Origin of the sequence: Ottowia sp. (assembly GCF_035325765.1) — a bacterium.
GTDB lineage: Bacteria > Pseudomonadota > Gammaproteobacteria > Burkholderiales > Burkholderiaceae_C > Ottowia.
This window is the reverse complement of record NZ_DAOKZG010000067.1, coordinates 1-11,433: the sequence shown is the minus strand read 5'-3', so window position 1 is coordinate 11,433 and position 11,433 is coordinate 1. Positions and strand designations below refer to the sequence as shown.

Here is an 11,433-nt window from a genome sequence, read left to right as displayed (position 1 = left end):
TCTTCATCAACCAGATCCGCATGAAGATCGGCGTCATGTTCGGCAGCCCCGAGACCACCACCGGGGGCAATGCGCTCAAGTTCTACTCCTCGGTGCGCCTGGACATCCGCCGCATCGGCACCATCAAGAAGGGTGACCAGGCGATTGGCAACGAGACCCGCGTCAAGGTCGTCAAGAACAAGGTCAGCCCGCCCTTCAAGCAGGCCGAGTTCGACATCCTGTTCGGCGAGGGCATCTCGCGCGAAGGCGAAATCATCGACATGGGCGTGACCGCCAAGGTGGTCGACAAGTCGGGCGCCTGGTACGCCTACAACGGCGAGAAGATCGGCCAGGGCCGCGACAACGCACGCGAATTCCTGCGTGAAAACCCCGACCTCGCCCGCGAGATTGAAAATCGCGTTCGTGAGTCGCTGGGCATCGCACAGCGACCGGCGGCGGCGACTGCCGAGGCCGATGAGGCGTAGCCGAATGCGCACCACCGTTTCAACGCAGGCTCATGTCGGCGCAGCCGACGTGAAGGCCGCGTCAGCGGCCGTGCCTGAGCCAGAACCATATTCCAGGTGCGAGTCGTATGGCATCGCCGAGCGACCTGCGGCGGCGGCGTCGGCCGGCGCGGCAGGTCGCTCTCCCGCGCCGGCAGCCGAGCGTGGCCGATAACGGGTACGCGGGGAGGATGTCGCGTGAAGGACATACCCCATCGGCGCCGCGCCCACCGCTGCCGCCCAAGCCCCGCCGGCCCCACGCAAAGGGCGCACACATGAAGCAGAGGCCGCAAGGCAGACTCCGTCTTCCGGCCGCCTTCCGGCATGTTTCGCGTGCTTTCTGCGTCGGCACGCCGGGCCCCGCATGACCGCCCCGGCGCTTTCACTCAGGGCGCGCGCCTTCCGTTACCTGGCCGCGCGCGAGCACTCGCGTGCCGAACTGGCGGCCAAGCTGGCGCGTCAGGCGGGCACGGAGGCCGACGTGGCGGCGATCGAGCAGGTCCTCGACGAGCTCATGGCCAAGGGTTTCATCAACGAAGCGCGCGTGGCCGAGTCCCTCCTGCATCGGCGCGCCGGACAGCTCGGAGCCGCGCGCGTCCTGCACGAACTGCGTGCCAAGGCACTGCCCGAGGCCGTGGTTCGCGAGGCGGCCGAGCAGCTGCGCGTCACCGAACTGGCGCGTGCGCGCGCGGTTTGGGAGCGCAAGTTCGGCGTCCCGCCGGTTGATGCCCGCGAACGCGCGCGCCAACTGCGCTTCCTGGCCGCGCGCGGCTTCAGCGGCGATATCGCGCGACGGGCGATCGGTGGCGTGCCGCAGGATGACTGAGCCCAAAAACGGCAGTTGACCGCTTGCCTTCTTCACGAGATCCGCATGAACCTTGACTTCCGCTGCTTCGATCACCTCCACCTGTTGGGCGAGCGCGTCCAACTGCCGTTTTTTGGCTGAGCAACCGTCTTCGAAGCCACGCGCCGTGAAGCGATTCCTCCCAGGGCTTGCCGGTGCGTACCCTGGCATTGAGCGCGGCCGGCAAGTGCCGCGGCCGCTCCGCGACGCCCACGCCCGGTCGCGCCGACCACCGGCGACCGTGACGAAAGCCGCAGAGTCGCGCGCTGCGCGGCGGACCATCCGAAAACGTGGGAAATTTCTTTGACACCGGAATGGCACTGCATTCCAATTGGACGCATCAACCGCAGGCCGGTCCATTCATGAGCGAAAATAAGGCGCGCCAGCGTGGCAGGGAGAAAACAAGATGAATACGGTCTACGGACTGAGTCCGAAGGGTCAGCGCGAGTACGCGGCCCAGCACCCGGTGCTGCCGGGGCAGTTGCGCGCCTTGCTGCGCATGATCGATGGGCGGCGCACGCGCGACGAGGTGCTGACGCTTGCGGGCAAGAATGTGCTGACGGTGGGCGGGTTGCGCTGGCTGCGGGCTTCCGGCTACATCGTGCGGGTCAAGTCCGCGGTTTGCGGAGGACGGGGTCCGGCGGAGACCCGGGCGGATGCCCTGTCGCGCTGGACTGACGTGGGTCCGGCCACCTCGATTTTCGGCGGCGCGGTGCTTGATGAGGCCGGCGTGTGCAGCGTGCTGTCCGACTTCCTGTTGCGTTCGATCCGCCGCCACCTGGGCGAGAACGGCTATCCGGGACGTGCCCAGATCTCGCAGGCCACCGACGTGCGCACGCTGTTGCCGCACCTCGGTCCCCTGCTCGACGCCATCCTGGAACGCGCCGGGCCCGAGGTGGCTGCCGAGTTCGCCGATACCACGGCCGTCATGCTGCGCCCGCTCGAGCGCTGAGGGCGCGCCTGCGGGATGGCCGCCGCTGCCTGCGTCAGTCCAGGCCCAGCATCAGCTTGAGGTTCTGCACCGCGGCGCCGCTCGCGCCCTTGCCCAGGTTGTCCAGGCGCGCCACGCACACCGCCTGCCCCGCCTCGGGATTGTCGAACACGCGGATCTCGAGCCGATCGGTGTCTTTCAGCGCGATCGCGTCCAGCTTGCCCGACTCCGGCGCGTCCTCCACGCTGACCGCCTGCGCTCCGGCGTAGTGCCGGCGATAGGTCTCGCGCAGGCGCTCGGCGCTCGGCCGCCCGACCAGCAGGTCCAGGTGCAGCGGCAACTCCACCAGCATGCCCTGGGCGAAGTTGCCCACCGCCGGCACGAAGATCGGCCGGCGCGCCAGGCGTCCGTACTTCATGATCTCGGGCAGGTGCTTGTGCTTCAGGCCCAGCGCGTAGAGCTCGTAGGCCGGTGCCTGGCCACTCTCGTAGGCCTCGATCATCTGGCGCCCGCCACCCGTGTAGCCACTGACCGACGGCAGTGTCACCGGGTAGTCGGGCGGCAGCAGGCCGGCATCGACCAGCGGGCGCAGCAGGGCGATCGCGCCGGTGGAGTAGCAGCCCGGGTTGGCCACGCGCTTGGCCCGTTCGATCGCCTCGCGCTGCCCCGGCGCCAGTTCCGGAAAGCCGAACACCCAGCCATCGGCCACGCGGTGCGCCGTGCTGGCGTCGATGATGCGCGGCTTGCGCCCAGTCATCTGGTCGATCATGGCCACCGACTCGCGCGCCGCATCATCGTGCAGGCACAGGATCACCAGGTCGACGCCGGCCATGATGGCACGCTTGGCCTCGGCGTCCTTGCGCTGCGCCGGGTCGATGTGCACCAGTTGCACGCCCGCCAGGCCCTGCAGGCGCTCGCGAATCTGCAGTCCGGTGGTGCCGGCTTCGCCGTCGATGAAGATCCTGAAGGCCTGGGTCATGGGTTGTTCCTGCCGCGATGGGGCCCCACGGCGCGAGTCGGGAAAACGCCGCCGCCGCTGTCTGGTGCACCGCAGCATGATACATTCGTGACCGCTCACGTTCGTGCTTGCGCACCGGCGCCCGGCTTCTGGCCAGGCCAGTCGGGAGCATCCGCATTCCACTCCAAGAGGGCCTCATGAAAATCCACGAGTACCAGGGCAAGGAGATCCTGCGTCGGTTTGGCGTTCCCGTGCCGCGCGGCATCCCCGCATTCAACGTCCAGGAAGCGGTCGAAGTGGCCCAGAAGCTGGGTGGTCCGGTCTGGGTCGTGAAGGCCCAGATCCACGCCGGCGGGCGCGGCAAGGGTGGCGGCGTCAAGGTCGCCCGGTCGATCGACCAGGTCAGGGATCTGGCCGGCCAGATCCTGGGCATGCAGCTGGTCACGCACCAGACCGGCCCGGAGGGGCAGAAGGTGCGACGCCTCTACATCGAGGAAGGCGCCGACATCCAGAAGGAATACTACCTGTCGGTGGTGACCGACCGCGCCAGCCAGAAGGTTGCCTTCATCGCGTCCAGCGAGGGCGGCATGGACATCGAGGAGGTGGCGCGCGTCACCCCCGAGAAGATCGTCAAGGTCTTCATCGACCCGCTCGTGGGCTTCACCCCGGCGCAGGGCGAGGAGCTGGCGCGCGGCGTCGCCATGCCGGACGAGTCGAAGGCGCAGTTCATCGACGTCTGCGGCAAGCTCTACCAGTGCTACATGGACACCGACGCCAGCCTGGTCGAGATCAACCCCCTCAACCGTGACAGCAAGGGCAACATCATCGCCCTGGATGCCAAGTTCAACTTCGACGCCAATGCGCTGTTCCGCCATCCCGACATCGTCGCGCTGCGCGACCTGGATGAGGAGGATCCGGCCGAGGTCGAGGCCAGCAAGTTCGACCTCGCCTACATCAGCCTCGATGGCAACATCGGCTGCCTGGTGAACGGCGCCGGCCTGGCCATGGCGACCATGGACACCATCAAGCTGTTCGGCGCCGAGCCGGCCAACTTCCTCGACGTGGGCGGCGGCGCCACCCCCGAGAAGGTCACCGAGGCGTTCAAGATCATGCTCAAGAACCCCAAGGTCAAGGCCATCCTGGTCAACATCTTCGGCGGCATCATGAAGTGCGACACCATCGCCACCGGCGTCATCACCGCCTCGCGCGCCGTCTCGCTGTCGGTGCCGCTGGTGGTGCGCATGAAGGGCACCAACGAGCAGCTGGGCAAGAAGCTGCTGGCCGAGTCGGGCCTGCCCATCATCAGCGCCGACACCATGGCCGAGGCCGCCCAGAAAGTCGTCGCCGCAGTGCAGTGAGGGGATCGAGATGAGCATCTACATCAGCAAGAACACCAAGGTCATCACCCAGGGCATCACCGGCAAGACGGGCCAGTTCCACACGCAGAAATGCCAGGAATACGCCAACGGCAGGCAGTGCTTCGTCGCCGGCGTGAACCCCAAGAAGGCGGGCGAGAAGATCTTCGACATCCCGATCTACGGCACCGTCAAGGAAGCCACCGCCCAGACCGGCGCCACGGTGTCGGTGGTCTACGTGCCGCCGGCCGGCGCCGCCGACGCCATCTGGGAGGCGGTGGACGCCGACCTCGACCTCGTCATCTGCATCACCGAGGGCATTCCGGTCAAGGACATGCTGATCGTGCGCAACCGGATGAAGGACAAGGTCGCCGCCGGCGGCAAGGAAACCCTGCTGCTCGGCCCCAACTGCCCGGGCCTGATCACGCCCGACGAGATCAAGATCGGCATCATGCCGGGCCACATCCACATGAAGGGGCGCGTCGGCGTCGTCAGCCGTTCGGGCACCCTGACCTACGAGGCGGTGGCGCAGCTGACCGAGCTGGGCATCGGCCAGTCGAGCGCGGTCGGCATCGGCGGCGACCCGATCAACGGCCTCAAGCACATCGACGTCATGAAGGCCTTCAACGACGATCCGGACACCGACGCCGTGATCATGATCGGCGAGATCGGCGGGCCGGACGAGGCCGAGGCCGCGCGCTGGTGCAAGGCCAACATGAAGAAGCCCATCGTCGGCTTCATCGCCGGCGTCACGGCGCCCGCGGGCAAGCGCATGGGCCATGCCGGCGCGCTGATCTCGGGTGGCGAGGACACGGCGGACGCCAAGCTCGCGATCATGGAAGAATGCGGCTTCAAGGTGACGCGCAACCCGTCCGAAATGGGCAAGCTGCTGAAGGCCCTGCTGTAACCGGGGGTGATCGGGCGCACCGGGAGGCGGGCGCCGCGGTTTCGCGTGTGAAGGCGCAGAACCGGGGCGGCCCGAGTCGACACGACAAGACTCGAGCATGGAAGAGTTCCTGACCGCGCACTTCTGGGTTGCCGTGGGCCAGATCATCCTGGTCGATATCCTGCTGGGCGGCGACAACGCGGTGGTGATCGCCCTGGCCTGCCGTCGGCTGCCGCCAGCACAGCGCATCAAGGGCATCGTCTGGGGCACCGTGGGCGCCATCGCGTTGCGCGTGGTCCTGATCGCCTTCGCGCTGGCCCTGCTGCAGGTGCCCTACCTCAAGCTCGTCGGCGCCCTGCTGCTGCTGTGGATCGGCGTCAAGCTGATCGCGCCGGAGGAGGACGATCACAGCGAGATCCAGGCCAGCGACAAGCTCTGGGTGGCGATCCGCACCATCATCGTCGCCGACCTGGTGATGAGCATCGACAACGTGATCGCGATCGCGGCCGCCGCCCAGGTCGCGGGCGAGCGCCATGAGTTGCTGCTGGTCATCTTCGGCCTGCTGGTGAGCATTCCGATCATCATCGGCGGCAGCCAGATCATCATGCGGGTGATGGACCGCTTCCCCGTCATCATCACCCTGGGTGGCATGCTGCTGGGCTGGATCGCCGGCTCGATGGCCCACACCGACCCGGGCCTGCGGCCGTACCTGCCGCAGGAGCCGCTGTGGCACTATGGCCTGGCGGCCGTGGGCGCGCTGCTGGTGCTGGCGCTGGGCAAGCTGGTGCTGAGCCGCCGCGTGTCGCCGCCCGAGGTGACGGGCTGACCTGGAGGCGCGCGGACTGGCCATGGACCTTGAATTCTCCGCGCGCACCGACGTCGGACGCGTGCGCGCCAACAACGAGGACGCGGTGCACGTCGATGCCGCGCGCCGGCTGATGGTGCTGGCCGACGGCATGGGCGGCTACAACGCGGGCGAAGTGGCCAGCGCGATGGCGATCGAATGCATCACCACCGAGCTCGGCCAGTGGCTGGATGCCGCGCGCGCCGACACGCCGGTGGGCGGCGTGCAGCGCGCCATCGAACGCTGCATCGAAATGGCCAACCGGGCCATCTTCGAGGCCGCCAACACGCGTCCGGATTGCGCCGGCATGGGCACCACGGTGGTGCTGGCGCTGGTCTGGGGCCGGCAGCTGTTGCTCGCGCACGTCGGCGACTCGCGCGCCTACCGCTGGCAGCGTGGCGCGCTGACCCAGCTCACGCGCGACCACTCGCTGCTGCAGGAGCAGCTCGATGCCGGCCTGATCACGCCGCTGGAGGCGGCCCAGTCCGGCTACCGCAGCCTGATCACGCGCGCCCTGGGCGTCGAGGACACGGTGCTGGTCGACCACCAGGTGCTGGACCTGCAGGGGGGCGAGACTTTCCTGCTGTGCTCGGATGGCCTGACCGAGATGGTGCCCGATCTCGAAATCGCCGGCGTGCTCGGTGCGGGCGGCTCGCTGGACGAGCAGGCGAGCACGCTGATCGACCTGGCCAACCTGAGTGGCGGACGCGACAACGTCTCGGTGATTCTGATGCATCTGAAAGAAATGGCAAAAATGTCAGGTTTTGTAAGTAGACTGCTGAAAAAATAAGCCACCTCGCATCGGTTTCGCGCTATCTTCGCGTCACCCCAATCATTTGATCTCTTGCTGCCTGCGCGTCTGGCCAGGGAGTCTGTCCATGCCAAAGTTGATCGTTTCGATCGACGGTGTCGTCGTCAAGGAAGTCCAGCTGACCAAGGACCGCTCGACCCTGGGTCGGCGGCCGTACAACGACATCGTGCTCGACCACCTGGCCGTGAGTGGCGAGCACGCGATGATCCAGATCGCCGAGGGCCAGGCCATGCTCGAAGACCTGGGCAGCACCAACGGCACCTTCGTCAATGGTCGCGCCGTGCGCAAGCAGCTGCTGGCGCACGAGGACCTGATCGAGGTCGGGCGCTACCAGATCCGCTACCTGGGCGGCAGCGGAGTGTCCGTGGCGGCGCCGCTGCACACCCAGCGGGGCGAATCCAGCCCGGTCGGGCTGGAGTCGGTCACCGGCACCACCACGGTGCTGGGTGGCGCGTCCAGTCCGGGCGCGCGCGTGCGCGTGCTCAGTGGCCCTGCGGCCGGACGCGAACTGGTGCTGTCCAAGCCCGTCACCACGCTCGGCAAGCGCGGCTTTTCGGTGGCCAAGATCACGCGCGGCACGCATGGCTTCGAGCTGTCGCATGTCGAGGGCCTGCAGGCCCCCACGGTCAACGGCGTGTCGGTGCATGGCGGGCCGATCATTCTGCAGAACCGCGACCAGATCACCATGGGCAGCGTGCGACTCGAATACATGGATCGCTAGGAGCGTGGGCGGCAGAAGACGCGCCGCACCCACCCGCCATATCCAGGGGCGCACCCGGCCCTGACGCACGCGCCCCGACTCGCCGATCCCGCCGGACCGGAGCATGCCGATGCGCCGCCTGTTTGCCTCGCTGACCAAGCACCCGCTGCGCACCCTGGCCAACAGCCTCCTGCTGGCCGTCGCGCTCGGCCAGGCGGCCGGCCTCTGGTCCTCGCCCGGCCTGAAGCATGCCGATGCCGTGCTGGCGGACCTGCGGCTGCGCCTCAGCCTGCCGGCCACGCCGGACGAGCGCGTGGTGATCATCGACGTCGACGAGCGCAGCCTGGCCCAGGTCGGCCATTGGCCCTGGCCGCGCGCCCGCATCGCGGCGCTGGTGGACGAGCTCGTGCAGCGCCAGCAGGTCGCCGCCTTCGGTCTCGACGCGGTGTTCGCCGAGCCCGAGTGGCCGGCCGGCGCGGGCGCCGGCGGCGATCGCCTGCTGGCCCAGGCCGTGGCGCGCGGCCCGGTGGTGCTGGGCTACTACCTCACCAGCGACCGCGCCGGGCACCGCAGCGGCACCCTGCCCACGCCGCTGGCCGGGCTCGCCGCCTGGCCGACGCTGCTGCACTGGGACGGCTACGGCGCGAATGTCGCGCCATTGGCCCAGGCCGCCCGCGCGGCCGGCTTCTTCAACGCCGTCACCGACGCCGACGGCCTGGTGCGCAGCGTGCCGCTGCTGGCGGCGCTCGACGGCCAGCTCTACGAATCCATGAGCCTGGCCATGCTGCGCGTCGGGCTGGGCCAGGTGGCGCTGCGTCCGGAGCGCCAGCGCGACGCCGGCGCGCCCGGCGCCATCACGTTGCTGTCAGCCGCGCAGCCGGTGCGCATCCCGCTGCAGGCCGACGGCACGGTGCCGGTGCCGTATCGCGGTCCCGGCGGCCCGGCGGGCCGGTCGTTCCCTTACCTGTCCGCCGCCGACGTGCTCGCCGGGACGCTGCCGGCCGGCAGCCTGAAGGGGCGCTACGTCCTGCTCGGCTTCACCGCGCCCGGCCTGATGGACCTGCGCACCACGCCGGTCGGCGCCGCCTACCCGGGCGTGGAGGTGCACGCCAACATCATCTCGGCGGCGCTGGACGGCCGCATGCTGCTGCGCCCGCCGCTGGCGCGCGGCTACGAGCTGGCCCTGCTGCTGGCCGTCGGCGCCGCCCTGGTGCTGGTGCTGCCGCGCCTCGCCCTGGGCGGCGCCCTGGCGCTGGGCCTGGGCCTGCTCGCCGGCGTGCTGGCGCTCGACGCCACGCTCTACCTGCGGCTCGGCTGGGTCCTGCCGCTGGCTGGCGTGCTGCTGCTGATCCTGGCCAGCGTGGTGAGCAACCTGGCCCTGGGCTATTTCGCCGAAAGCCGCTCGCGCCGGGCCCTGGCGCGCCAGTTCGCCACCTACGTGCCGCCCGAGCTGGTGCGCGAGATGCTGCGCGCGCCGCACCGCTACGACATGCAGGCGCGCACGCAGGAGCTGACGGTGATGTTCTGCGACCTGCGCGGCTTCACCAGCCTGTCCGAGGCCCTGCCGCCGCGCGAGCTGCAGGTCCTGCTGGGCGACGTGCTGACGCGGCTCACGCACGTGGTGCACGCGCACCAGGGCACGATCGACAAGTACATCGGCGACTGCATCATGGCCTTCTGGGGTGCACCCGTGGCCATGCCCGACCACGCCCGGCGCGCCGTCGACGCGGCGCTTGCCATCGGCGCCGCCATGCGCGACTTCAATGCCGAGCGCGCCGCCGCCGGCCAGCCCGGCCTGGCCATCGGCATCGGCCTGGCCACCGGCCCCATGCTGGTCGGCAACATGGGCTCCGACCTGCGCCGCGCCTACACCGTCATCGGCGACGTGGTCAACCTGGCCTCGCGGCTCGAAGGCCTGTCACGCATCTACGGCGTCGAGATTGTCGCCAGCGCCGCCACCCAGTCCGAATCCACCGCCGACGGCGCAGCGCCACCCCACCTGTGGCAACGGCTCGACCGCGTGCGCGTCAAGGGGCGCCAGCAGGCCGAAGACATCTACACCGTGCGCGCCCGGCGCGATGCCGCGCCGCCCGGGCTGGTCGAGGAACTCGCGCGCTGGGACGAGGCGCTGGCGCTCTGGTTCGAGGGCCGGTTTGAGGAGTTCAGCGACCAGGTGGCGGTCCTGGCCGCCAGCCATCCGGCCGTTGCGCTGTATCCGCTTTATCTGGAGCGTGCACTGGCGCTGCGGGCGCAGCCGCCGGGCCCCGCGTGGGACGGTACCACGGTTTACGACACCAAATGAGCCTCAGGGTCGGTGGGCTTGGCGCTTGGCGTCAAAAGCCACTTTCAGCGCGCCATCGTTCAGCATGGTCTCGACCGACAGCTTTCCGTGTCGGTTGTCCACCACGCCGGTGCGCCGGCTATCTCCCCGATCAGATATCGATATTGCTCGCCCGCAGCGCATTGATCTCGATGAACTCGCGCCGCGGCTCGACATCGTCGCCCATCAGGGTGGTGAACACGCGGTCGGCCTCGATGGCGTCGTCGATCTGCACGCGCAGCAGGCGGCGCACTTCGGGGTCCATGGTGGTTTCCCACAGCTGCTCGGGGTTCATCTCGCCCAGGCCCTTGTAGCGCTGGCGCGTGGTGGTGCGCTCGGCTTCGCCGATGAGCCAGGCCATCGCTTCGCGGAAGCTGGCGACGGGCTGCTCGCGCAGGCGTTCACCCTCGCCGCGCGTGACCTTGGCGCCGGCCCCCAGCAGGCCCTTGAAGGTCTGCGCGGCCTCGGCCAGCGCGGCGTAATCGGCGCCAAGCACGAAGTCCTGCGTGATGATGCTGGTGCGCACGTTGCCGTAGTGCGGGCGATTCACGCGCAGCATCGGCTTGTCGGTGCGCACGTCGAATTCGGCCTCGACCTCGGGCGCGCCGCCTTCGGCGGCCTGCGCGTGCAGGTGGCGCTGCAGTTCGAGGGCGCTGGCCTGGGCCGTTTCCAGCGTGCTCAGGTCCAGCGCCACGCCGCCGGCCAGGGCGCGCAGCGCCTCGTCGTCCATGAAGGCCGACAGGCGCTCGATCACGCGCTCGGCGGCCTGGTGCTTGCGCGCCAGTTCGGCCAGGGTGTCGCCGCTGAACTGCTGCGGGGCGTCGCCGCCCGAATGCACGACCGCGTCCCTCAGCGCCACGCGCAGCAGGAAGGCGTCGAGTGCCGCGTCGTCCTTGAGGTAGAGCTCCTCCTTGCCCGACTTGACCTTGTAGAGCGGCGGCTGCGCGATGTAGACGTGGCCGCGCTCGACCAGCTCGGGCATCTGGCGGTAGAAGAAGGTCAGCAACAGGGTGCGGATGTGGGCACCGTCCACGTCGGCGTCGGTCATGATGATGACGCGGTGGTAGCGCAGCTTGTCGATGTTGAAGCCGTCGCCGTTGGCCTTGCCGCGACCCTTGCCGTTGCCGTTTTCCTCGTCATCCTCGTCGTCGCTGGCGCTGCGACCGATGCCGGTGCCCAGGGCCGTGATCAGGGTGACGATCTCGTTGCTCGACAGCAGCTTCTCGAAGCGCGCGCGCTCGACGTTGAGGATCTTGCCGCGCAGCGGCAGGATGGCCTGGAACTTGCGGTCGCGCCCCTGCT

Annotated in this window: 10 protein-coding genes and 1 pseudogene; 9 read left to right on the top strand and 2 right to left on the bottom strand. The window is 69.1% G+C overall.

Translation table 11 applies throughout. The features are described from left to right. The 3 genes and pseudogenes from recA to PKA16_RS14730 form a co-directional block, all read left to right on the top strand. Positions 1-464, top strand: a pseudogene (recA, locus tag PKA16_RS14740) (recombinase RecA); the annotation flags it as partial. Positions 465-846: 382 nt separating this feature from the next. Then, positions 847-1,308: a recombination regulator RecX gene (recX, locus tag PKA16_RS14735; protein ID WP_324404286.1), complete on the top strand. Its 462-nt coding sequence runs from the start codon at positions 847-849 to the stop codon at positions 1,306-1,308. A gap of 424 nt (positions 1,309-1,732) precedes the next feature. Further along, entirely contained in the window at positions 1,733-2,278 is a 546-nt protein-coding gene (locus tag PKA16_RS14730; RefSeq protein ID WP_324404285.1) for a hypothetical protein, read from the top strand. A 34-nt stretch (positions 2,279-2,312) separates the two neighbouring features. On the opposite strand, the gene argC is transcribed toward PKA16_RS14730, so the two are convergent. After that, positions 2,313-3,236, bottom strand: coding sequence for an N-acetyl-gamma-glutamyl-phosphate reductase (gene argC, locus PKA16_RS14725; protein ID WP_324404284.1), 924 nt, complete (start codon positions 3,234-3,236; stop codon positions 2,313-2,315). 176 nt (positions 3,237-3,412) lie between these two features. Between argC and sucC the strand changes: the two genes are divergently transcribed. From sucC to PKA16_RS14695, 6 genes are all read left to right on the top strand, one after another. Then, positions 3,413-4,573: an ADP-forming succinate--CoA ligase subunit beta gene (gene sucC, locus PKA16_RS14720; RefSeq protein ID WP_324404283.1), complete on the top strand. Its 1,161-nt coding sequence runs from the start codon at positions 3,413-3,415 to the stop codon at positions 4,571-4,573. 10 nt (positions 4,574-4,583) lie between these two features. After that, the gene (gene sucD, locus PKA16_RS14715; protein WP_324404282.1) at positions 4,584-5,477 is read left to right on the top strand and encodes a succinate--CoA ligase subunit alpha; all 894 of its coding nucleotides are present in this window, start codon (positions 4,584-4,586) and stop codon (positions 5,475-5,477) included. Between the two features lie 97 nt (positions 5,478-5,574). Next, a complete protein-coding gene (locus PKA16_RS14710) occupies positions 5,575-6,282 on the top strand; it encodes a TerC family protein (RefSeq protein ID WP_324404281.1) in 708 nt (235 codons plus the stop codon). Positions 6,283-6,304: 22 nt separating this feature from the next. Next, complete coding sequence (locus tag PKA16_RS14705; RefSeq protein ID WP_324404280.1) at positions 6,305-7,090, top strand: Stp1/IreP family PP2C-type Ser/Thr phosphatase; 786 nt, start codon at positions 6,305-6,307, stop codon at positions 7,088-7,090. A gap of 88 nt (positions 7,091-7,178) precedes the next feature. Continuing rightward, on the top strand, positions 7,179-7,832 hold the full coding sequence (locus PKA16_RS14700; RefSeq protein ID WP_324404279.1) for an FHA domain-containing protein: 654 nt from the start codon (positions 7,179-7,181) through the stop codon (positions 7,830-7,832). 103 nt (positions 7,833-7,935) lie between these two features. Continuing rightward, complete coding sequence (locus PKA16_RS14695; protein ID WP_324404278.1) at positions 7,936-10,113, top strand: adenylate/guanylate cyclase domain-containing protein; 2,178 nt, start codon at positions 7,936-7,938, stop codon at positions 10,111-10,113. 130 nt (positions 10,114-10,243) lie between these two features. Here the strand turns inward: PKA16_RS14695 and PKA16_RS14690 are convergent. After that, positions 10,244-11,433 (bottom strand): toprim domain-containing protein (locus PKA16_RS14690; RefSeq protein WP_324404277.1); only part of this gene is annotated, 1,190 nt, incomplete at its 5' end.

Excerpts from the sequence above, each read along its gene's own strand:
- recX (WP_324404286.1), top strand. The coding sequence starts at position 847 with ATGACCGCCCCGGCGCTTTCACTCAGGGCGCGCGCCTTCCGTTACCTG.
- PKA16_RS14730 (WP_324404285.1), top strand. The coding sequence starts at position 1,733 with ATGAATACGGTCTACGGACTGAGTCCGAAGGGTCAGCGCGAGTACGCG.
- argC (WP_324404284.1), bottom strand. The coding sequence starts at position 3,236 with ATGACCCAGGCCTTCAGGATCTTCATCGACGGCGAAGCCGGCACCACC.
- sucC (WP_324404283.1), top strand. The coding sequence starts at position 3,413 with ATGAAAATCCACGAGTACCAGGGCAAGGAGATCCTGCGTCGGTTTGGC.
- sucD (WP_324404282.1), top strand. The coding sequence starts at position 4,584 with ATGAGCATCTACATCAGCAAGAACACCAAGGTCATCACCCAGGGCATC.
- PKA16_RS14710 (WP_324404281.1), top strand. The coding sequence starts at position 5,575 with ATGGAAGAGTTCCTGACCGCGCACTTCTGGGTTGCCGTGGGCCAGATC.
- PKA16_RS14705 (WP_324404280.1), top strand. The coding sequence starts at position 6,305 with ATGGACCTTGAATTCTCCGCGCGCACCGACGTCGGACGCGTGCGCGCC.
- PKA16_RS14700 (WP_324404279.1), top strand. The coding sequence starts at position 7,179 with ATGCCAAAGTTGATCGTTTCGATCGACGGTGTCGTCGTCAAGGAAGTC.
- PKA16_RS14695 (WP_324404278.1), top strand. The coding sequence starts at position 7,936 with ATGCCGATGCGCCGCCTGTTTGCCTCGCTGACCAAGCACCCGCTGCGC.